At 69.6% G+C, this 21,410-nt stretch carries 22 protein-coding genes; 11 read left to right on the top strand and 11 right to left on the bottom strand.

Annotated features, from left to right (window positions below; translation table 11 throughout):
- The first annotated feature begins 10 nt into the window (after positions 1–10).
- On the top strand, positions 11–895 hold the full coding sequence (locus tag IFR14_RS08080; protein ID WP_079002033.1) for a M48 family metalloprotease: 885 nt from the start codon (positions 11–13) through the stop codon (positions 893–895).
- 80 nt (positions 896–975) lie between these two features.
- Here IFR14_RS08080 and IFR14_RS08085 read toward each other — a convergent pair whose 3' ends face one another.
- Together IFR14_RS08085 and IFR14_RS08090 are read right to left on the bottom strand one after the other, a co-directional pair.
- Positions 976–2,490 carry a hypothetical protein gene (locus tag IFR14_RS08085; protein ID WP_191940759.1) on the bottom strand — a complete coding sequence of 505 codons (1,515 nt, stop codon included), beginning with the start codon at positions 2,488–2,490 and terminating at the stop codon, positions 976–978.
- Positions 2,491–2,528: 38 nt separating this feature from the next.
- Positions 2,529–3,875 (bottom strand): DNA glycosylase AlkZ-like family protein, encoded by a 1,347-nt coding sequence (locus IFR14_RS08090; RefSeq protein ID WP_191940760.1) that lies wholly within the window; start codon positions 3,873–3,875, stop codon positions 2,529–2,531.
- Between the two features lie 111 nt (positions 3,876–3,986).
- On the opposite strand from IFR14_RS08090, the gene IFR14_RS08095 reads away from it, so the two are divergent.
- A complete protein-coding gene (locus tag IFR14_RS08095) occupies positions 3,987–5,309 on the top strand; it encodes an AI-2E family transporter (protein WP_191940761.1) in 1,323 nt (440 codons plus the stop codon).
- On the top strand, positions 5,306–6,562 hold the full coding sequence (gene ilvA / locus IFR14_RS08100) for a threonine ammonia-lyase (protein WP_137241989.1): 1,257 nt from the start codon (positions 5,306–5,308) through the stop codon (positions 6,560–6,562). The genes IFR14_RS08095 and ilvA overlap by 4 nt, the downstream gene beginning before the upstream one ends.
- Positions 6,563–6,647: 85 nt before the next feature.
- Here the strand turns inward: ilvA and greA are convergent, their stop codons facing one another.
- Together greA and IFR14_RS08110 are read right to left on the bottom strand one after the other, a co-directional pair.
- A complete protein-coding gene (gene greA, locus IFR14_RS08105) occupies positions 6,648–7,139 on the bottom strand; it encodes a transcription elongation factor GreA (protein WP_229938696.1) in 492 nt (163 codons plus the stop codon).
- A 156-nt stretch (positions 7,140–7,295) separates the two neighbouring features.
- Positions 7,296–7,730, bottom strand: a complete 435-nt coding sequence (locus IFR14_RS08110; RefSeq protein ID WP_158596544.1) for a DUF4307 domain-containing protein — start codon at positions 7,728–7,730, stop codon at positions 7,296–7,298.
- Between the two features lie 168 nt (positions 7,731–7,898).
- On the opposite strand from IFR14_RS08110, the gene mca reads away from it, so the two are divergent.
- Positions 7,899–8,774, top strand: coding sequence for a mycothiol conjugate amidase Mca (gene mca / locus IFR14_RS08115; protein WP_079706259.1), 876 nt, complete (start codon positions 7,899–7,901; stop codon positions 8,772–8,774).
- Positions 8,771–9,094, top strand: a complete 324-nt coding sequence (locus IFR14_RS08120; RefSeq protein ID WP_249406902.1) for a hypothetical protein — start codon at positions 8,771–8,773, stop codon at positions 9,092–9,094. Before mca ends, IFR14_RS08120 begins: the two co-directional genes overlap by 4 nt.
- Before the next feature lie 36 nt (positions 9,095–9,130).
- Here IFR14_RS08120 and trhA read toward each other — a convergent pair whose 3' ends face one another.
- On the bottom strand, positions 9,131–9,847 hold the full coding sequence (gene trhA / locus IFR14_RS08125; RefSeq protein WP_079705497.1) for a PAQR family membrane homeostasis protein TrhA: 717 nt from the start codon (positions 9,845–9,847) through the stop codon (positions 9,131–9,133).
- Between the two features lie 73 nt (positions 9,848–9,920).
- Here trhA and IFR14_RS08130 point away from each other — a divergent pair, with 73 nt between their 5' ends.
- The 4 genes from IFR14_RS08130 (at position 9,921) to IFR14_RS08145 (ending at position 14,176) form a co-directional block, all read left to right on the top strand.
- On the top strand, positions 9,921–10,703 hold the full coding sequence (locus IFR14_RS08130; protein ID WP_191940762.1) for an isoprenyl transferase: 783 nt from the start codon (positions 9,921–9,923) through the stop codon (positions 10,701–10,703).
- Positions 10,700–11,866 carry an aminotransferase class V-fold PLP-dependent enzyme gene (locus IFR14_RS08135; protein ID WP_191940763.1) on the top strand — a complete coding sequence of 389 codons (1,167 nt, stop codon included), beginning with the start codon at positions 10,700–10,702 and terminating at the stop codon, positions 11,864–11,866. Before IFR14_RS08130 ends, IFR14_RS08135 begins: the two co-directional genes overlap by 4 nt.
- Before the next feature lie 203 nt (positions 11,867–12,069).
- Complete coding sequence (locus tag IFR14_RS08140) at positions 12,070–13,494, top strand: PhoH family protein (RefSeq protein WP_086473691.1); 1,425 nt, start codon at positions 12,070–12,072, stop codon at positions 13,492–13,494.
- A gap of 100 nt (positions 13,495–13,594) precedes the next feature.
- Complete coding sequence (locus tag IFR14_RS08145; protein ID WP_191940764.1) at positions 13,595–14,176, top strand: prepilin peptidase; 582 nt, start codon at positions 13,595–13,597, stop codon at positions 14,174–14,176.
- 72 nt (positions 14,177–14,248) lie between these two features.
- Here IFR14_RS08145 and IFR14_RS08150 read toward each other — a convergent pair whose 3' ends face one another.
- The 5 genes from IFR14_RS08150 to xseA all read right to left on the bottom strand — a co-directional run bounded on the left by IFR14_RS08150 (position 14,249) and on the right by xseA (position 18,555).
- A complete protein-coding gene (locus tag IFR14_RS08150; protein ID WP_082455866.1) occupies positions 14,249–15,652 on the bottom strand; it encodes a class II fumarate hydratase in 1,404 nt (467 codons plus the stop codon).
- 67 nt (positions 15,653–15,719) lie between these two features.
- Positions 15,720–16,361 carry a carbonic anhydrase gene (locus IFR14_RS08155; protein WP_064296442.1) on the bottom strand — a complete coding sequence of 214 codons (642 nt, stop codon included), beginning with the start codon at positions 16,359–16,361 and terminating at the stop codon, positions 15,720–15,722.
- The gene (locus tag IFR14_RS08160; RefSeq protein ID WP_191940765.1) at positions 16,358–17,053 is read right to left on the bottom strand and encodes a DUF4245 family protein; all 696 of its coding nucleotides are present in this window, start codon (positions 17,051–17,053) and stop codon (positions 16,358–16,360) included. Before IFR14_RS08160 ends, IFR14_RS08155 begins: the two co-directional genes overlap by 4 nt.
- Positions 17,050–17,286: an exodeoxyribonuclease VII small subunit gene (locus IFR14_RS08165; protein WP_064296575.1), complete on the bottom strand. Its 237-nt coding sequence runs from the start codon at positions 17,284–17,286 to the stop codon at positions 17,050–17,052. The genes IFR14_RS08160 and IFR14_RS08165 overlap by 4 nt, the downstream gene beginning before the upstream one ends.
- Positions 17,287–17,295: 9 nt before the next feature.
- On the bottom strand, positions 17,296–18,555 hold the full coding sequence (gene xseA, locus IFR14_RS08170) for an exodeoxyribonuclease VII large subunit (RefSeq protein ID WP_191940766.1): 1,260 nt from the start codon (positions 18,553–18,555) through the stop codon (positions 17,296–17,298).
- Between the two features lie 134 nt (positions 18,556–18,689).
- Here xseA and IFR14_RS08175 point away from each other — a divergent pair, with 134 nt between their 5' ends.
- Positions 18,690–19,721 (top strand): 4-hydroxy-3-methylbut-2-enyl diphosphate reductase, encoded by a 1,032-nt coding sequence (locus tag IFR14_RS08175; RefSeq protein WP_071261248.1) that lies wholly within the window; start codon positions 18,690–18,692, stop codon positions 19,719–19,721.
- A complete protein-coding gene (locus tag IFR14_RS08180) occupies positions 19,718–20,314 on the top strand; it encodes a DUF6264 family protein (protein ID WP_191940767.1) in 597 nt (198 codons plus the stop codon). The genes IFR14_RS08175 and IFR14_RS08180 overlap by 4 nt, the downstream gene beginning before the upstream one ends.
- A 62-nt stretch (positions 20,315–20,376) precedes the next feature.
- Here IFR14_RS08180 and fbaA read toward each other — a convergent pair whose 3' ends face one another.
- Positions 20,377–21,402, bottom strand: a complete 1,026-nt coding sequence (gene fbaA, locus IFR14_RS08185) for a class II fructose-bisphosphate aldolase (RefSeq protein WP_085510491.1) — start codon at positions 21,400–21,402, stop codon at positions 20,377–20,379.
- Between the last annotated feature and the right edge of the window lie 8 nt (positions 21,403–21,410).

Here is a 21,410-nt window from a genome sequence, read left to right on the forward strand (position 1 = left end):
GCGCAGTCCCATGTACCGCGCCATCGCCAGGAACAAGCTCAACACGGTCCTGATCTTCGTCGTCTTCCTGGTCATCATCGGCGGCCTCGGTTGGCTCGCGGGGTATCTCTACCAGAACCTGACGATCACGATCGTGGTGCTCGTCGTGGCCGTCGTGTACGCGGTGATCCAGTACTTCTTCGCGGGGCGGCAGGCCATCGCGATGACCGGCGCGCAGCGCATCGAGCTGGCCGACAACCCGAGGCTGTACCGCATCGTGGAAAACCTCGCGATCACGACCGGGACGCCGATGCCCGAGGTGTACCTCATCGCCGACCCGGCGCCCAACGCCTTCGCGACGGGTCGCGACCCCCAACACGCGATGGTGGCCGCGACGACCGGGCTCCTGGAGATCCTCAACGATGCCGAGCTGGAGGGGGTCATGGCCCACGAACTCGGTCACGTCCGCAACTACGACATCCGCGTGTCCATGGTCGTCTTCGGCCTCGTCGTCGCGATCGGGTTCCTCTCCGACATGCTCCTCCGGATGACGATCTGGGGAGGCGGCAACCGGAACAACAACAACGGCGGCAACCCCGTCATGCTGATCATCGGCATCGTGGCGATGCTCGTGGCACCGCTGCTCGCGACGCTCGTCCAGCTGTCCATCTCACGGCAGCGCGAGTACCTCGCCGACGCGACGGGCGCCCTCACGACCCGTCACCCGGAAGCGCTCGCGAGCGCACTGGGGAAGCTCGCCGCCTACGGTCGACCGATGGCGAAGCAGAACTCGTCCATGGCGCACCTCTGGATCTCCGACCCGTTGAAGCCCGGCGCGGTCGCCCGCTTGTTCAGTACCCACCCGCCGCTCGTCGAACGGATCAAACGCCTGAGCACCATCGGCGGCGGCTTCTAGGCGAGGGCCTCCCGGCCCCGGACACACGAATGGGGCGGCACCCGGAGGTGCCGCCCCATTCGGCGTTCAGGCGAGAACCGTTACTCGGTCTGCTCGTCGGAGTCGAACGTCACCGTGACCTTGTCGTCGGCGTCGATCGTGATCTTGCCGGGGAAGTTCAGGTACGTGTCCCACACCTGCTGACCCGCCACGGCGCTGCCGTACCAGGAGGCGTCGAACGAGCCGTCGATCCGGCCGTCCGAGGTGTAGAAGTACGAACCGCTCTCATCGACCTCGACGGTCGGGGGAGAGGTGAGCGTCCACGTCACCGGGCCGACACTCGTGAACTGCTTCTGCTGCCAGTCCGGCATGACGCCACAGGTGGTGTCGAGCGTGGTGGCGTCGAGGCACTTCTCGATCATCGCGACGACCTGCTTCGTGACCTCGGTCGTGAGTGCCTCGGTGGCGGTCACGTCGATGTCGATGAAGGCCGAACCCTCGCCGGCGCTGTAGGAGCTCAGCGTGATGGTCTGGGCGTCGCCCTGCAAGAACTTGCTCTCCGGCGGAGCGACCGTGTAGATGGCCGGGTAGGCGAACAGGCTCTCGTCGGACGCGCCGTCGAAGTTGACGCCGTTGACGCTGAACGCCGTGCCACCGAGACCGGTGTAGACGTTGATGCTGCCGACGAGGGAGCTGGCGAGCTTCCACTGGTCGAAGAACAGGAACTGCTTGCCTTCGCTCTCGAGCGTGACCGAGTCCTCGTACTTCTTGCCACCGAGCTCGTACGTGACCTGCACGCGTGCCTCGCCGTTGCGGTTGTAGACGCGGCCGACCTCAGGGTTCTTGATGCGCTCGTCGGCGCCCTTCAGGACCTCGTTGGTGAGCAGAGCGGTCGGCTTGACGGCGGCCGGAGCCTCGGCTTCGGCGTCCGCATCCGGATCGGCCGACGCGGACGGATCCGGGGTCGCCTCGGGCTCTGCGGACTCCTCAGGCGCTGCGGACTCGTCGTCGGTGCTGCCGACGATCGAGGGGTCCGGTGCGACGAGGCTCGTCGCGAGCTTCGCGTCGCCGGCGGCGATGGCCTTGAGGTATTCCTCGACCTTCGCCTGCGGGCCGAACGCCGTGGTGTTCAGCACGCTGATGGTGATGGCGGCGGCGGCGATGAGCACGAGTGCGCCACCGGCGATCGACGACCACAGGATGATCCGCTTCTTCTGCTTCGGGTCCATCGGCTGCTTCGGAGCACCGGTCGCGTACGGGTTCTGCGCCGTCGCGTACTGGCCGTTGGGCTGCTGGCCCTGCTGGTACGGGTTCTGGGCGCCGGTCTGCTGACCGGTCTGCTGACCGTAGGGAGCCGGGGGTGCCTGGTTCGGCGTCTGCTGCTGCCCGGACTGGTACGGGTTCTGCTGGCCCTGCTGACCCTGCTGGTACGGGTTCGGGGTCTGCTGCTGTCCGGACTGGTACGGGTTGGGCTGCTGCTGACCGGACTGGTACGGGTTGGGCTGCTGCTGACCCTGCTGGTACGAGGGCTGCTGGTCACCCTGGGACGGCTGGTGCTGCTGCTCGCCCGGGTTCGGTCGGCCTGGTTGCTGTGGTGTGGTGTCGTCGTTGCTCATGGGCGGGTTCCCCTCGTTTCGGACCATGAAGGTGCTCATCAACTTAGCAGTCGGTGTGCATCCCCTGAGAGTGATTGCGCCTCCTGAGCATGGGGAGTAGTACCCATCTCCGACGCGCGCGAGCCGGGGAGGAGCCGGGTACCGACCGCATGCGCGAGAGGCGCCGCCAGCGTCCCGCGGTCGACAACGACCACCGCGTCGAGTCCCTGCCAGCGGGCCGTCTGTGCGAGGAGCTCCGCGAGGCGTCCCGCGATCGCGTTGTCGGCGACGGGACGAAGCCCTCTGGCGACGGCATCCTGGTGTCCACGCTCGAACCAGGCGGACTGGACCCGCAGGACCCCGGCCTGGCGGTCGCTCTTGAGATCGACGCGCGCGACGATCTCGCCGTCGATGAGGACCGGTAGCACGTAGTAGCCGTAAACGCGCTTGGGCTCCGGCGTGTAGATCTCGATCCGGTAGTGGAGTCCGAACATGCGGAGGGCGCGTTCACGGAACCAGACGACCGGGTCGAACGGGCTGAGCAGCGCGGCCCCTTCGATCCGTCGCGGCCGTCGGGCGTCGCGGTGCAGCCACGCCTCCTGCGGGCCACCGCGTCGGTCCCAGCCGGCCACGGTCACGGGTTCGAGGACACCGGCGTCCACGAGCTCGTCGACCGCTCGGCGGACGGCGGTCTGCGGCTTGATCCGGAAGTAGTCCGCGAGGTCCGCGACGGTCGCGACGCCCTGCGCTGCCGCGGCCTGCTCGACGAGCGCACGGATCGCGTCGGGCCGGGCGACCTCGAGGTCGAGGAGGTGCTGCGGCAGCACCTGCTCGGCCAGCGCGTACCGGCGTTCGAACCGGTCGCGACCGGCCGTGACCACCTCGCCATAGAGGAACAGGACCTCCAACGCCCGCTTCACATCGGACCAGCCCCACCATGGTCCGCGGCGGACGTTCGCATCGTGCTCGATCTCGCTCGCCTTCAGCGGCCCCTCGACGCGCAGGAGTGCTCGCACCCAGTCCAACATCTCCGTGTTCTGGCTCGCCCAGGTGGTCTCGTCGCCGGCATGCTTCGCGCGGTGCGCGTCCATCCGCCACCGGAACAGCGGCCACGAGTCGCGGGGGATGAAGGCGGCTTCATGCGCCCAGTACTCGAGGTAGGGCGCGTCGGCTCCGAGGGTCAGTCGATCGAGCAGTGTCTTGTCGTACCCGCCGAGCCTTGCGAACAGCGGCAGGTAGTGACTGCGCTCGAACACGTTGACGGAGTCGATCTGCAGGAGACCCAGGCGATCGATCGTCGAGCGCAGGGTGCGGGTACCCGCCGGAGTCGTGCGCTGCGGGGCGCCGAACCCTTGCGCACCGAGCGCGATCCGTCGGGCGAGGGCGGGGGAGAGGGAAGCGGACACGGCCCGACGCTAGCACCGGCGTCGGACACCCGCCGTGCACCGGCGGAAGCACCGCCGCCCGACCGACGTCCGCATGCGCTCACCGGCATGTGCCAGCCATACACTTGAGCAATGGCGGACGACACTCCGAAGACCTGGTGGGGACGCTTCCTTCCCGAAGCGGCCTCGCCCGTGCGCGAACCGGACCTGAGCGGGTCGAGTAGCGTCCCGCGCGGCATGCGCGTGGCCGCAGCGTGGTCCTGGCGGATCCTGCTGGTGGCCGCGGTCGTCGCGCTGCTCGTCTTCCTCGTCGTGCAGCTCCGCCTCATCGTGATCCCGCTGCTCATCGCCGTCCTCGTCTCCGCGCTCCTGAAGCCCGTCGTCGACGTCCTGGTGCGGCACCGCTGGCCGAAGGGTCTCGCCATCGCGCTCGCGATGGTCGGCACGCTCTCCGTGGTGAGCGGACTGATCTTCCTCGCCATCTCGCAGATCACCTCGCAGTTCGCCTCCGTGCAGGCCCGCACCATGACCGCCTACGGCGACTTCAAGGCCTTCCTGCTCGCCAGCCCGCTGCACGTGACCGAGACACAGCTCAACGGCTTCATCGCCCAGGCGTTCGACTCGCTCCAGCAGGACAGCCAGGTCCTGCTCTCAGGCGCCCTGTCGATCGGTTCGACGCTCGGCCATGTCGCGACGGGCGTCTTCCTGACGCTCTTCTGCCTGCTGTTCATGCTCATCGACGGACGGACGATCTGGCGTTGGACGGTGCGCGTCTTCCCGCAGCGGGCACGCCCCGCCGTCGACAGCGCCGGTCGCGCAGGGTGGCGGACGCTCGGCAACTACGTCCGCACACAGATCCTCGTGGCCTCGATCGATGCGGTCGGTATCGGACTCGGCGCGTTCTTCCTCGGCGTCCCGCTCGCGATCCCGGTGGCCGTGCTCGTCTTCCTCGGCTCGTTCGTGCCGATCGTCGGCGCCGTGGTGACCGGAGCCGTTGCCGTCTTCCTCGCGCTCGTCTACAACGGTCCCGTCATCGCGCTGCTCATGCTCGGCGTCGTGCTCCTCGTCCAGCAGCTCGAGGGGCACGTCCTGCAGCCGCTCATCATGGGTACGGCCGTCAAGGTCCACCCGCTCGCCGTCGTCCTCGCCGTCGCGGGCGGCACGCTCGTCGCCGGCATCCCCGGCGCCCTGTTCGCGGTGCCCGTGGTGGCCGTGATCAACGTGATGGTCCACACCATCGCCAGCGGCACCTGGCGGACCGGCGGCAGTGCTCCGCCGGAACCGGACGCAGACGGCGCCATCTGGCAGACCGTCCCGACCCCCAGGCGAATCCGTCCGGGCTCCCGCTCGTCCCACGAGCCGCAGGATCGCCCAGGCGATCAGGAGCCCCAGCACCCCAGCGAAGACCTCCGAGAGACCTCGTCCCCAGAAAGTCCAGGACCCCGCACACCATGACCGATACAACGACCACCACCCCCGTGTTCCCCGGCCCGTCGCTCGCCGCGTTCGAGCGAGCCAGGGACACCCTCGTCGGCACCGTCCAGCGCACGCCGATGGAGAGCTCCCGCTACCTCGCCGACGTCCTCGGCGTGCCCGTGCACCTCAAGTGCGAGAACCTCCAGCGGACCGGCTCCTACAAGATCCGCGGCGCGTACAACCGCATGTCCAGCCTGACCCCCGAGGAGCGGGCGCGCGGCGTCGTCGCCGCCTCGGCGGGCAACCACGCGCAGGGTGTCGCCTTCGCCGCCCGTGAGCTCGGCATCACCGCGACCATCTTCATGCCGGTCGGCGTCCCGCTCCCGAAGCTCGCCGCCACGCGCGACTACGGTGCGCACGTCATCCTGCGCGGCCACACGGTGGCGGAACCGCTGATCGCGGCCGCCGAGTTCGCCGCGGAGACCGGTGCCATCCTCATCCCGCCGTTCGACCACCCGGACGTCATCACCGGGCAGGGCACGCTCGGGCTCGAGATCCTCGAGGAGGTCCCCGACGTCGAGACCGTGATCGTGCCGATCGGCGGCGGCGGGCTCATCTCGGGTGTCGCGGGGGTCATGAAGCAGCGAGCGGCCCTCGAAGGACGCACCATCCGTGTGATCGGCGTCCAGGCGGCGAACGCGGCCGCGTACCCGGCGTCGCTGGAAGCCGGAACCCCGACGACCATCACCGTGCAGCCGACCATCGCCGACGGCATCGCCGTGGCCCGTCCCGGTGTGCTCAACTTCGAGATGATCAGCGCCCTCGTCGACGAGGTCGTCACCGTCAGCGAGGACGACCTCGCCCGGGCGATCGTCGTCCTCCTCGAGCGCGCCAAGCTCGTCGTCGAACCTGCCGGAGCCGCCGGTGTCGCGGCGATCCTGGCCGGGAAGATCGAGCCGACCGGCACGACGGTCACCATCCTCTCCGGCGGCAACATCGACCCGCTCCTGCTGCAGCGGGTCGTCAGCCACGGCCTCGCGGCGTCGGACCGCTACCTGACGCTGCGCATCCCGCTGCCCGACCGACCGGGGCAGCTCGCACGGACGGCGGAGCTCGTCGCGCAGGCCAACGCGAACGTCATCGAGGTGCTGCACACCCGGCACGGCCACGGCCTGCAGATCAGCGACGTCGAACTCGAACTCAGCATCGAGACGCGCGGGCCCGACCACCGCGACCTCGTCGTGCAGACGCTCCGCGAGGCGGGGTACGACCCGCAGATCGTCGACGACTGATCCGACTGCCGGAACGCAGCAGGGCCCCGCCGTGTCGGCGGGGCCCTGCTGAGTCTGGTCGGTCGCGAAGGCGCGACCTGCCGGATCAGGAACCGGTGTAGGTCTCCACCGCGCTGATCGACACGGTGATCTCCTTGCCGTTCGGCGCCTCGTAGGTGGTCTTCTCGCCGATCTTCAGACCGAGGATGGCGGCGCCGAGCGGGCTGCCCTCGCTGTAGACGTCGAGGTCGGTGTTGCCGGCGATCTCGCGGCTGCCAAGGAGGAACCGCTCCTCGCCGCCCGCGACGACGGCCGTGATGACGGTGCCGGACTCCACGACGCCGCTGGACTGCGGTGCCTCGCTCACCTTGGCGTCGCGCAGCATCTGCGTGAGCGTCCGGATGCGGGCCTCCTGCTTGCCCTGCTCGTCCTTCGCGGCGTGGTAGCCGCCGTTCTCCTTGAGGTCGCCCTCTTCGCGAGCCGCTTCGATGCGCTTGGCGATCTCCTCGCGGCCCGTCGTGCTGAGGTGCTCGAGTTCCGCCTGCAGCCGGTCGAAGGCCTGCTGGGTGAGGAACGTCTCCTGGATCTGCTCGGACACGATGGAACTCCTTTGCATGGTGGGTCCGCACACGACGGCCGAAACGCCCGTCATATGCCAGACGCCCCGGCGGAGTGCCGGGGCGTATGAAGTACTGCCTTCGAGTATCGCACGATCGGCGCGGGAGTGCGGCGCACGCGCCGACGCCGTCGTGGGTCAGGAACGGTGCTCGACCACCCAACAGGTGTCGACGACGCCGGTGTTACTGAGCTCCGTGGTGCGGACGCTCTCCGTGAACGTGCGGGTGCGCTGCTCGGACGGCGGCAGCTCGACGACCTTCCATCCGACGACCGCGAACTGCTCGTTGAGCGCCTGGACCGAGCAGGCCATGGGGGTGTCCTGCGGACCGGTGACCTCGAAGGACACGCTGACCATCGTGTCGTCGACGATCTCGTGCGCCGTGTTGCGCGACTCGATGCTCGGCCGACTGCCGTCGAGACCGGCCCACACGACCCACGCGATGAAGACGACGGCGAACGCTGCGGCGGCCAGCCAGATCAGGCGGCGGTCGCGGGCACGGTTACCAGGGGTGCGTCCGTATCGCGCCGCGATGGCGTCCTGAGGGCCGGCATCCTGCAGGGGAGAGGTCACGTCACGGGCTCCGGTTCGAACGGTTAAGCTGGACCAGGAGTGCGAGACGCCTCGAGGCCGACACCTCAAGCGTATTGCCTCTTCCTGGATGCGGAGTCCCGACCGCGTCGTCACGTCACGAGTCGCGAAGCGGTCCCCTCGCGCAGACCAGCCGGAAGGCGGAGCACCATGACCATGAGACTGCTCGCCGTGCACGCGCACCCCGACGACGAGTCGAGCAAGGGGGCGGCGACCCTCGCGCACTACCGGAGCCTCGGCGCCGAGGTCATGGTCGTCAGCTGCACGGGTGGTGAACGCGGCGACCTCCAGAACCCAGGGCTCGCCGACGTCGCGATGATCGAGCGCGATCTCCCCGGCTACCGTCGCCTCGAGATGGCCGCGGCGCAGGAGATCCTCGACATCGAGCACCGATGGCTCGGTTACCAGGACAGCGGGATGGCCCGCGACGACGGTACGGTCCCACCCGCGAGCTTCGCCGACATCCCCCTCGAGGTCTCGACCGGTGTGCTCGTGCGCATCGTCCGCTCCTTCCGGCCGCAGGTCATCATCACCTACGACGAGAACGGCGGCTACCCGCACCCCGACCACATCCGGTGTCACGAGGTGAGCGTCGCCGCGTTCGAAGCGGCGGCCGATCCCACGCGCTATCCCGAAGCGGGTGAGCCTTGGCGCGTCGACAAGCTGTACTACGACCGCTCGTTCAGCCCCGCCCGGCTCGAGGCCGTGTACGCCTACCTGCTGGAGCACCACCCCGACGACCCGGCGGTCGAGCGACTGGCCGAGATGCGCGAGTGGATGGCCGGCCGGCCCGATCTCGCGACGACGCATGTGCGCGTCGGCGACTTCTTCGAGGCGCGCGACGCCGCGCTCCGGGCGCACGGCAGCCAGGTGCCGCCAGACTCACCGTTCTTCTTCTGGCCCAACGACGTCCTCCGTGCCGCATGGCCGTTCGAGGACTACCAACTGGTCACGTCGCACGTCGCGTCGACCACCCCAGAGTCGGAGCTGTTCGACGGCATCGACACCAGCGAAGGAACCGCATGATGCACCACCTGTTCACCGAGGTCCTGTTGGCGGTCACGCCGTCGCCGTCGCCCTCGCCGGCGTTCGACGAGAACCAGGTGACGCCGGGACCGTGGGGCTTCGTGATCACCTTCGCCATCGCCGGCGTCGTCGTCTTCCTCGTCATCGACATGGTGCGTCGTGTGCGCCGGGTCAACTACCGCGCGGAGATCGACGAGCGGCTCCAGGCCGAGGTCGCCGAGCGGGCAGCCGCGGACCGCGCGGGGAGCGACGCCGGTGAGGCGACCCCCGCAGGCGTCGAGGACGACCCTCGCCCGCCGTCGGACCAGTCGGCCCGCTGACACCACCGCCGCGACGCCTCGCCGGGCCGCGGGTCGTCAGCGGTTGTAGACCGGGTCGATCGCGATCAGCAGGATCCCGGTCCAGTGGCAGAGGAACGCGAGCACCGTGCACAGGTGGAACAGCTCGTGGAACCCGAACCGCCCCGGCCAGGGGTTCGGTCGCTTCATCGCGTACATGACCGCGCCGACCGTGTAGAACAGGCCACCGGCGGCGACGAGCACCATCGTGGCGAAGTTGCCGCGGGCGATGTCGCCGAGGTACGCGACCGCACCCCACCCGAGCGCCAGGTAGAGCGGGACGTAGAGCCACCGCGGGGCGTTGATCCAGAACACGCGGAAACCGATGCCGAGGAGCGCGCCGCCCCAGACGAGCACGAGCAGGAGGTTGCCCTGCGCCGGTGGTAGCGCGAGCACGGCGAGCGGCGTGTAGGTGCCGGCGATCAACAGGAAGATGTTGGCGTGGTCGATCCGCTTGAGGAGGAGCTTGACCGAGGGGCGCCAGGAGAACCGGTGGTACAGCGCCGAGTTCCCGAAGAGCAGCATCGAGGTGAGCACGAACACCGTCGAACTCCACTTCGCTGCCGCACCCTGTGCGAGCACGACGAGGACGATCCCGGCGACGATCGAGATGGGGAAGATCCCGGCGTGCAGCCATCCGCGCCAGGTCGGTTTGACCTCCTCCGGTGCGGCGGCATCGTCGGCGGCGACCTCGAGCAACGGCAGCTTCGGCAGCTCGGGATCTCCACTCGTCATGGGTCCAGGATACGGGGTGGCACGGAACGCGTACTGGGAGCGATGCAGGAAACTGCACTAGCGTTGCAGGGTGATGACGAGGCATTCCGCACCGGTGGACGGCTTCCTGTACGGCGTCTACGCACGCCGCCTCCGGAAGGCGCTCACTCCGCAGACGCTGCCGCACCATGTCGCGATGATCATCGACGGCAACCGGCGGTGGGCCAAGCAGCTCGGGTACGACACCGCGGCGCACGGACACCGGGCCGGTGCGGCGAAGATGCGCGAGTTCCTGACCTGGTGCGACGACCTCGGCATCGGCGTCGTCACCCTGTACCTGCTGTCGAGCGACAACCTGGTGAACCGCGCACCGGACGAGCTGGACGACCTCGTCGACATCATCGCCGACCTCGCCGAGGGGCTGTCGCACTACCGTGACTGGCGCGTGAAGCACGTCGGTTCGAGCGAGGGGCTCCCGGAGTCGCTCCGCACGGCGTTGACGAGTGCCGAGGAGCGCACGGCCGACCGTTCCGGCATGCACATCAACCTCGCGGTCGGCTACGGCGGCAGGACCGAGATCGTGGACGCGATGCGCGCGATCGTCGCCAAGCACCACCTCGAGGGTCGGAGCCTGGAAGATCTCGCGGCGCTGCTCACCCCCGACCTCATCGGTGAGCACCTCTACACGGGAGGCCAGCCCGACCCCGACCTCGTCATCCGCACCAGCGGCGAACAGCGGATGAGCGACTTCATGCTCTGGCAGAGCGCCCACAGCGAGTTCTACTTCGTCGAGGCGCTCGGGCCCGACCTCCGCGAGGTCGACTTCCTCCGCGCCCTCCGCGACTTCTCCAGGCGGCAGCGACGGTTCGGCGGATGAGCCGATCCACGCCCGCCTCGGAGCCGGACGAGCCGGAGACGGCGTCCCGCTTGGAGACGTTCCAAGCGGGATTCGGTGAGGTCGACGGCTATCTCAACTACGGCAGTGTCGGTCCGTTGGCCGCGTCCGTCGTCCTCGAGGCCGCCCGCTGGAACGACGTGCTCGCGAGCGCGACCCCCGGCACGCTCGGCGCGGTCGACGGGCAGGACGAACGGATGCGGACCGCCGTCGGGACGCTCACCGGGTTCCGAGCCGACCAGGTCGTCGCCCAGCCCAACACCTCGCAGGGCCTCATGCACGCGATGTTCGGCCTGAGCGGCACGGTCCTGCTCTCCCGCCTGGAATACCCCACGCTGCCGCTCGCCGCGGAGCGGGCCGCCGAGCACCGGCACCTGCTCACGCCGAGATGGCTCGAGACGCGACGCGGACACGTGACGGCCGAGAGCGTGCGCGAGCAGCTGGACGACACCGTCACCGCCGTGGCCGTGAGCCTCGTCGACTACCGCACCGGATACGTCTGCGACCTCGAAGCCGTCCGCGAGGTGATCGGCGACCGCCTCCTGATCGTCGACGCCATCCAGGGCTTCGGTGTGGTCGACGCCCCCTACGCCGTCGCCGACGTGGTCGCCTCGGGCGGGCAGAAGTGGATGCGGGCGGGCTGGGGCACCGGGTTCCTCGCCCTGAGCGACCGCGCCGTCGAGCGACTCGAGCCGGTCTTCTCCGGCGTGACCGGCACCGACGAGCCCTGGCCGTTCAGCGCGACCCCGGCACCGAGCCGATCGGCGCGCGCGTACTCGATCACCAGGCCCGACCCACTTGCAGCAGCACGGTTCGCGGCTTCGTTGGAGGACACGGTCGCCGTCGGCACCGCGACGGTCCACGCCGCGATCGCCGAGCTCACGGCCGAGGTGATCGAGCTCGCGGACGAGTTCGGCGTCGCGGTGGTCTCCTCGCGAGACGAGCACGAACGCGCGGGCATCGTCGTCCTGGAGCCGGAGGAGTCCGTCCTCGACACGCTGTGGACCTCGCTCGAGAACCACGGCGTCACCGCGACGATCCGCGCCGGGGCCGTGCGGCTCAGCGTGCACGCCGGTACCAGCCGGCAGACGCTGGACCAGCTGCGCGGTGCGTTGCTCTCGTTCGCGACGGCCGCGAACTACTGAGCCGCCGTCCGACCACCGGCGGGCCAGGAGACGGCCCCCATCTGTTCACCTCCCCGTAACAGGACACGGGGCGTGTCGTCGCGTCGATGTCGGCGGCCGGACGTACGTTCATCTCATCGGGCATGGAGCCCGGTCGAGACGGCCACACAAGTTCGGCTCGAAACCCTGCAGGCGGCCGTTTCGCACAGTGATCCGAGCATCAGATGCTCGGGGTGGGAGTGGTTGTGGCCTCGCGAGAAATCCAGAACACGTCAGCCGGGACCGAGACGCGGGACGCGTCGACGAGACCGAGCCGGCGACCCGCCGACCACACGGCGAGCGGGGGAGATCAGGCGCAGGCCGAGATCACCTACGTGCTCGACACCTCCGTGCTGCTGTCGGACCCCAAGGCGCTCTTCCGGTTCGCCGAGCACGCCGTCGTCATCCCGGTCGTCGTCATCAGCGAGCTCGAGGGCAAGCGCAACGACCCCGAGATCGGCTACTTCGCACGTCAGGCACTCCGCATCCTCGACGAGCTCCGCATCGAGCACGAACGCCTCGACTTCCCGATCCCCGTCGGTGACGGCGGATCCCTGCGGGTCGAACTCAACCACTCGAGCATGGCCTCGCTGCCATCCGGTCTCCAGCTCGGCGACAACGACTCGCGCATCCTCGCGGTCGCGCTGAACCTGGCGAACGACGGCCTGACGGTCACGGTCGTGTCCAAGGACCTGCCACTGCGCGTCAAGGCGGCCTCCATCGGTCTGCAGGCGGAGGAGTACCGGGCGGAACTCGCGGTCGACTCCGGCTGGACGGGCATGTCCGAGATCACCCTCGGCTCCGAGGACATGAGCACGCTGTGGGAGCGCGAGGAGGGGACGACGCCGATCATCGAGGACCTGCCGATCAACACGGGCCTCGTGATCCACTCCGACCGGGGATCCGCACTCGGACGGGTCACGGGCAAGCGGAGCTACAAGCTCGTCCGCGGCGACCGCGACGTCTTCGGTCTGCACGGACGCTCGGCCGAGCAGCGGCTCGCGATCGACCTCCTGCTCGACCCCGAGATCGGTATCCTCTCGCTGGGAGGTCGAGCAGGGACGGGGAAGTCCGCGCTCGCCCTCTGCGCGGGTCTGGAGGCCGTCCTCGAGCGACAGGCGCACAAGAAGATCATGGTGTTCCGGCCGCTGTACGCGGTCGGCGGCCAGGAGCTCGGGTACCTGCCCGGCGACCAGGGCGAGAAGATGAACCCCTGGGGACAGGCGATCTTCGACACGCTCGGCGCGGTCGTCTCGCAGAACGTGCTCGACGAGGTGGTCGAACGGGGCATCCTCGAGGTGCTCCCGCTGACGCACATCCGCGGCCGGTCGCTCCACGACGCCTTCGTGATCGTCGATGAGGCGCAGTCGCTCGAGCGCAACGTCCTCCTCACGGTCCTCAGCCGGATCGGGCAGAACTCGCGGGTCGTCCTCACGCACGACGTCGCGCAGCGCGACAACCTGCGCGTCGGCCGACACGACGGCGTCGCCTCGGTGATCGAGACGCTCAAGGGGCACCCGCTGTTCGCGCACGTCACGCTGACGCGCTCGGAGCGCTCGGCCATCGCGGCACTCGTGACCGAGATGCTCGAGGGGAACGAACTGGCCTAGCGGCCGTCGGCGGAGCGGGCTCGCGAGGCTCGCTCCGCCGGCCCCGGCCGCCTGTGGAGAACGCCGAGGGCCGGCATGAGGATCCTCCTATCCTGACGGGATGCCCTCGCGACCGACCTCCACCGGCAGGCGGCTCCGCCCGCGTGTCGCCACCGCGGCGATGGCCGGCTCGACGCTGCTGCTCGTGGCAGTCACCGTGGCCCGGCTCGGCCCCGACCCGCGTCCGGTCGGCATCGTGTTCGTATGGCTCGCCTGCATCACGCCGCCGCTCGTGCGCATCGACGTCGCGGAGCGGCGGCTCCCGAACCGTCTCGTGCTGCCGGCGCTCGCCATCGCGGTGCCGCTCACGGCGGTCGATGCCGCAGTGCGTCAGGTGGCCCCGCTCGAACCGCTCCTGATGGGGTTCGCGGTCGGCGCCGTCCTGTACACGTGCGCCGTCTTCGGTGGGCTGGGCATGGGGGACGTGAAGCTCGGCGCGCTGCTCGGCCTCGCGGTCGGCTGCTTCGGGACGTCCGCGGTACTGCTCTTCGCGGTGGTGTCGGTCTCCTCGGCCGGCCTCGCGGGTGTGGTCGTCGTGCTTCTCGCGCGCTTCCGTGGTGGCTCCGCCGGTTGGCGCACGCGCATCCCGTTCGGCCCGTTCCTGCTCCTCGGCTGCTGGAGCGCGATCGCCGCCTCGGCGTGACCACACGGACGGAGACGGCCCCGGAACCGCGAGGGTTCCGGGGCCGTTCTGTCGTTCGACGAGCTGGTCGACTCAGCCGGGGTGCGTCATCGAGAGCACGTCGAGCGCCGTGTCGAGCTGCTCCTCCGTGATCTCGCCGCGTTCGACGAACCCGAGGTCGACGACGGCCTCGCGGACGGTGAGGCCCTTGGCGACGGAGTGCTTGGCGATCTTCGCCGCCGACTCGTAGCCGATGATCTTGTTCAGCGGAGTGACGATCGAGGGCGAGGAGCCGGCGAGTGCCGCGGCGCGGTCGAGGTTGGCCTCGAGGCCGTCGACGGTCTTGTCTGCGAGGACCCGGGTCGCGTTCGACAGGAGACGGATGCTCTCGAGGAGCGCCGTGCCCATGACCGGGATCGCCACGTTGAGCTCGAAGGAGCCCGAGGCGCCGGCCCAGGCGATGGTCGCGTCGTTGCCGATGACCCGGGCGCCGACCATCAGGACGGCCTCCGGGATCACGGGATTCACCTTGCCGGGCATGATCGAGGATCCCGGCTGGAGGTCGGGGATGTGCAGCTCGCCGAGACCGGTGTTCGGGCCCGAGCCCATCCAGCGGAGGTCGTTGCAGATCTTGGTGAGGCTCACCGCGATGACCCGGAGGGCTCCCGAGGCGTCGACGAGTCCGTCGCGTGCGCCCTGAGCCTCGAAGTGGTCCTGGGCCTCGGTGATGGGCAGCTCGGTCTCCTGCGCGAGCAGCTCGATGACGAGCTGGGGGAAGCCCTTCGGCGTGTTGATGCCGGTGCCCGTCGCGGTTCCGCCGAGCGGGACCTCCGCGACGCGGGGGAGCGCCGTGCGCACGCGCTCGATGCCGAGACGCATCTGGCGGGCGTAGCCACCGAACTCCTGGCCGAGGGTGACCGGCGTGGCGTCCATGAGGTGCGTCCGGCCCGGCTTCACCGCGGTCTTCCACAGCTCGGCCTTGCGCTCGAGCGACACGGCCAGGTGGTCGAGGGCCGGGATGAGGTCGTCGATGAGGGCGCTCGTGACCGCGATGTGCACCGAGGTCGGGAAGACGTCGTTGGAGGACTGCGAGGCGTTGACGTGGTCGTTGGGGTGCACCGGGCTGCCGAGGCGCGCGCTCGCGAGCGTCGCCAGGACCTCGTTCATGTTCATGTTCGACGAGGTGCCGCTGCCGGTCTGGTAGGTGTCGACCGGGAACTGCGCGTCGTGTGCGCCGGTGATGACCTCGTCGGCTGCTGCTGCGATCGCGTCGGCGACACCCTGGTCGAGGACGCCGAGCTTGGCGTTCGCGAGTGCCGCGGACTTCTTGATCCGGGCCAGCGAGGCGATCTGCGCCGACTCGAGCCCGCTGCCCGAGATCGGGAAGTTCTCGACGGCCCGCTGCGTCTGCGCACCGTAGAGCGCGTTCGCGGGGACCCGCACCTCGCCCATGGTGTCGTGTTCGATGCGGTACTCGGTTGCTGAGGTGTCTACCACGCTGTTCGTTCTCCTTCGTGCGATTGCGGTGGTGCTGCGCTCGACCGGTCGGTGAGCGGAGTGGAGGTCATTCGGGGACGGTGACGTCGCCGATCACGATGTCGGCGACGGCGGTGCCCTCGAGGAGCTTGTAGTTCGCGCCGATGATGGCGACCGTCCCGGCCGCCACGGCGTCGCTGATGAGCTCGGAGCGCGAGACGACCTCCATGACGGTGCGGCGGAGGTGGCGTCGTCCGACCTCGGAGGTGTCGACGGAGGCGGCGTCGATCGGTGCAGGGCCGGCGACCGCACTCACGGCGGGGACGATCTGCTGGATCAGCTGGTCGATGTACGGGGGGAGCGGCGTTGCGTCCTCGATCTGCGAGTCGATGGCCGCGCGGACGGCGCCGCACTCGTCGTGCGCGAGCACGAGGATGAGCGGGACCTGCAGGACGCCGACGGCGTACTCCAGGGTGCCGAGCACCGAGTCGGAGACGATCTGGCCGGCGTTGCGGACGACGAAGAGGTCGCCGAGTCCCTTGTCGAAGATGATCTCGGCCGCGAGGCGGGAGTCGGAGCAGCCGAAGATGACCGCCTCCGGGGCCTGGGAGTGCGCGAGCGTGGCGCGGCGTTCGACGTCCTGGCGGGGGTGGGCGGGCTGACCGGCGACGAACCGCGCGTTGCCGCGCTGCATCTCGCGCCAGACGGCACCGGGGCGCTTCTGGGTCATTCTGAGTCCGTTTCTGCAGGGGCGCCCGACGGGGCGTCGAGGTTGGCGGTGACCCCGGTGCGCACGGAGCGTGCGACATCGAGGACGTACTCGGGCTTCGCCGTGCCGAACACGGCGATCGTGCTCCGACCGGCGACGGTCGACAGGGCGTACGCGACGTTACCGTCTTCGGAGCCGCTGCCGTTCGCGTATTCGACCCACTCGACGCCGTCGATGGTGACGGTTCCGGTGGGCCGGGCTTCGTCGAGCTCGGCGAGGAGCCAGGTGTCGTTGGCGTCCACGCCTTGGACGAGGCCGACGAACTCGTCGTCGGGGGAGATGAGCCCGACGTTCCAGGAGCGGATGTCGGGTGTGCCGGCGACCGGTGAGGCTGCGGTGCGGACGTCGGCGTAGTTGCTGCCCCAGTCGTCGCCGAGCTCGGGGGTGAGGAGCGGGACGGGGAGGTCGGGCTGCGCCTGGCCGGCGAGCTGCGCGTAGTCGACGGTCGGGCGTTCCGGGGCCTCACCTCGGGGCACGGCGAGCACGATCACGACCACGAGGCCGACCGTGGCCAGGAGCGACAGGACGAGGTTGTTGACGGTCTTGCGCGAGCGGTAGAGGCGGGAGTTCTCCGCCTTGCGGTCGGCGGTCTCCTGCGGCGTCTCGGGGCGGCCGAGCTCGGCCACGACGCGCGGCGGCTTGGTGTCCTTCACCGCGATGCGTCCGGAGTGCCGGATCCGAGCTGGGCGGCGCGAGCCGCGTCCAGCCGTGCCTTCGCGCCGATCAGCCACTCCTCGCAGCGCTGGGCGAGCTGTTCACCGCGCTCCCAGAGCCGGAGGGAGTCCTCGAGCGACGCCGAGCCCTGCTCCAGCTCGGACACGACACGCACGAGCTCGTCGCGTGCCTGCTCATAGCTGAGCTCCTGGACATCGGAGGGGGTTGGCATGCTTCTATCCTATTCGTCGTCGGTCCGGGCGGCAGCCGTGGCCGGGCCGGTACTGGAGGCGCCGATCGCGCCGGAGGCGAGGGTGACCAGGAGGTCCGTGCCGGCGGGGGCGTCGCCCGCCGCACGGACGACCGCGCCGCCCGGGACGCCGGCCTCCGGGTCCGCTCGCTGGACGATGGCGTAGCCGCGGTCGAGCGTGCGCTGCGGCGACAGGGCGCGGAGGTGCGCGCGGAGTTCCGTCACCTCGCGCTGGGAGCGCTCGACGGCGCGGTCGATGAGCTCGGCACCCCTGGCGACCGTGCGGGTCAGCTCGTCCGCCCGTGAGTCGACGATCCAGGACGGGTCGGCGAGCGCGGGACGGGTGCGGAGGGTCGCGAGTCGGTCGATCTCGTGACCGAGCAAGGAGGTCACCCGGGAGGACAACCGGACGCGGGCCTGCTGCACGCGAGCGAACTCCTCCGCGACGTCGGGGACGACCCGCTTGGCGGCGTCGGTCGGTGTGGAGGCGCGGAGGTCGGCGACGTCGTCGAGCAGCGGGCGGTCCGCCTCGTGGCCGATGGCGCTCACGAGGGGCGTGGTGCAGGCGGCCGCGGCTCGGACCACGCGTTCGTCGCTGAACCCGAGGAGGTTCTGGAAGTCGCCACCGCCGCGAGCGACGATGATGACGTCGACCTCGGGGTCGGCGTCGAGCGTCTGCAGAGCGCTCACGACGTCGCCAGGGGTGCGGTCGCCCTGGACGGCGGCGTGTACGACGCGGAACCGGACCGACGGCCAGCGCAGCTCCGCGTTGCGCAGGACGTCCTTCTCGGCGTCGGAGTCCTTGCCGGTGACCAGCCCGATGCACTGCGGGAGGAATGGGAGCGGCCGCTTGCGCGACGCGTCGAAGAGCCCCTCTTCGGCGAGCTGCCGACGGAGTCGTTCGAGTCGCTCGAGGAGGTCGCCGATGCCGACGTGCTTCATCGCCATGACCTGCATGGTGAGCGTGCCGCCCTTGAGCCAGTAGTTCGGCTTGACCAACGCGACCACGTGGTCGCCCTGCTTGAGGTCGGCGGGGATCTTCGCGCGGACGGACGACCAGATGGTGAACCCGACCGTCGCATCGATCTCGAGGTCTTTGAGCTTGCCGTAGACGTTGCCGCCCGAGGCTCCCCACTGCGTGATCTCGCCCTCGACCCAGACCGTGCCGAGACGGTCGATGTAGTCGCGGAGCTTCGTGCCGAGGAGCGCGACCGGCCAGGGGGCTTCCATGGTGGCCGGTGCATCGCTCATCCCTCAAGCCTAGCCGCGAGCACCGACGGCGCGGGGTCGCGGACCACCCGGCCGTTCACGGCCGACTCCCGAGCGCTGCCGCGTAGAATCCACACGTGACCGATCTCCGCGACGCCCCAGCCATCGGCCTCGGCATGCCGAGGCTCCGACGCATCGCCGGACGCCTCGCTGACCTCCCCGTCGCCGGCGAGAAGCGCGTCCTGCTCGCCGCCCCTCGTGGTTACTGCGCCGGCGTGGACCGTGCGGTCGTCGCCGTCGAGAAGGCGCTCGAGCACTATGGCGCGCCGGTGTACGTCCGGAAGCAGATCGTCCACAACGTGCACGTCGTCGATCAGCTCGAGGCCCAGGGCGCGGTGTTCGTCGAAGAGGTCGACGAGGTGCCGTCCGGCGCGCACATCGTCTTCAGTGCGCATGGCGTCTCGCCCGCCGTGGTCGATGCCGCCGCCGACCGCGGGCTGCTCGCGATCGACGCCACCTGCCCGCTCGTCACCAAGGTCCACCGCGAGGCCGTGCGCTTCGCCCGCGACGACTACGAGATCCTGCTCATCGGACACGAGGGGCACGAGGAGGTCGAGGGGACGGCCGGTGAAGCGCCCGACCACGTCACGCTCGTGACGAGCCCGGAAGCCGTCGACGACCTCGTCGTCGCCGACCCCGACAAGGTCGTGTGGCTCTCGCAGACCACGCTGTCGGTGGACGAGACCATGGAGACGGTCCGCCGCCTGCGCGAGCGGTTCCCGAAGCTCCAGGATCCGCCGAGCGACGACATCTGCTACGCGACCCAGAACCGTCAGGTCGCCATCAAGAAGGTGGCCCAGGACGCAGACCTCGTGATCGTGGTCGGGTCGGCGAACTCGTCGAACTCGGTGCGCCTCGTGGAGGTTGCGCTCGAATACGGCGCGAAGGCCGCCTACCGCGTCGACTACGCGCACGAGATCCAGCAGGCCTGGCTCGACGGCGTCGTCACGGTCGGTGTCACCAGCGGCGCCTCCGTGCCGGAGGTCCTCGTCGACGAGGTCCTGGAAGAACTCTCCGGAGCCGGCTACGGCGCGGTGCAGGAAGTCAAGACGGCCGAGGAGGACCTCATGTTCTCCCTGCCGAAGGAGCTGCGCAAAGACCTTGCCGGCACGACCGATCCGCGCGCCCTGGGAGGGCGTCGACCATGAGCGAATCCCGCCCCCGTCCGCAGTTCGGTGAGTACGCGTCCCCCGAGGAGCAGCGTGCCCGGATCGCCGAGCCCATCGACGAACAGCGGGCGGAGGAGCTCGGCATCGCGCCGGTCGTCCCCGTCGAGCGGCAACCGCGGCAGCAGCAGGAGCCGACCCTGCGCGAGCAGACGCGTGAGCCTGGGGTGGTGCAGCCGGGCGCTCCGACCGTGGCCGCCAGACGACCCGTCGCCGGAGACCGCATTGCGACGTCGATCCTGCTCGGACTCGGCCTCGTCGGCATGATCGTGACCATGCCGGGCCTGCTCGACCTCCCCGGCCTGATCCGCCCCGCACTCGTGCAGATGGGTGTCTCGGGGTACTCCTCGGACGGTCTCGCGAGCGCCATGGGCATCCTGGCGCTCGGTCTCCAGATCGCCCTGTGGGTGGGCGCCATCATCCTGTCGAGCCGGTCGCTCCGCGCGGGTCGACTGACCTTCTGGATCCCGCTCGTCGCCGGTGTCGCGGCGAACCTGGTCGTGGTGATCTGTCTCGCCGTGGCCATGGGTGCCGACCCGGCGTTCATGGAGTACGTCCGCTCGCAGCAGCCGTAGTCGTCCACACACGAAGAACGGGCCCGGCAGCGATGCCGGGCCCGTTCTGTTGGTGCAGGTGACTAGGAGGTGCTGGTGCCGTACGAGCCGAGCTGCTTCGTCGACTCCAGGACGCGAGCGGCCATCGCCGACTCGGCGACCTTGCCCCAGGCGCGGGGGTCGTAGACCTTCTTGTTGCCGACCTCGCCGTCGAGCTTCAGCACGCCCTCGTAGTTCGACAGCATGTAGCCGGCGATCGAGCGCGTGAACGCGTACTGCGTGTCGGTGTCGATGTTCATCTTGACGACACCGTTCGCGACGGCCTCGGCGATCTCGGCGTCGGTGGAACCGGACCCGCCGTGGAAGACGAGGTCGAGCGGCTTGGGGCCGTGGCCGTACTTGGCGGTGAGGCCGTCCTGGATGGTCTTCAACAGCTCGGGCTGGAGCTTGACGTTGCCGGGCTTGTAGACCCCGTGCACGTTGCCGAAGGTGAGGGCGGCCATGTAGCGACCCTGCTCGCCGAGGCCGAGCGCCTCGACGGTCGCGATGGCGTCGTCGAGCGTCGTGTACAGGTGCTCGTTGATGTCGTGGCTGACGCCGTCCTCTTCGCCGCCGACGACGCCGATCTCGACCTCGAGGATGGCGTTGATGGCCTTGGTGCGCTTGAGCATCTCGGTCGCGATCTCGAGGTTCTCCGTGAGCGGGACCGCCGAGCCGTCCCACATGTGGGACTGGAAGATCGGGTTGCGACCGGCCTTCACCTCTTCTTCGGACGCGGCGATGAGCGGCATGACGAAGCCGTCGAGCGCGTCCTTCGGGCAGTGGTCGGTGTGGAGCGCGACGGTGACGGGGTAGTTCTTGGCGACCTCGGTCGCGAACTTCGCGAAGGCGATCGCGCCGGCGGCACGGTTCTTCACGGTGTGGCCGGCGAAGTAGTCGGCGCCGCCCGTGGTGACCTGGATGATGCCGTCGGAACCGGCCTCGGTGAGGCCCTGGAGGACGGAGTTGATGGTCTGGCTGCTCGAGACGTTGAACGCCGGGTACGCGAACCCGTTCGACTTCGCCTTATCGAGCATCGCTGCGTACTGTTCCGGGGTGGCGACGGGCATGTCTTCTC

Source organism: Plantibacter sp. CFBP 8775, from assembly GCF_014839505.1.
Lineage (GTDB): Bacteria > Actinomycetota > Actinomycetes > Actinomycetales > Microbacteriaceae > Plantibacter > Plantibacter auratus.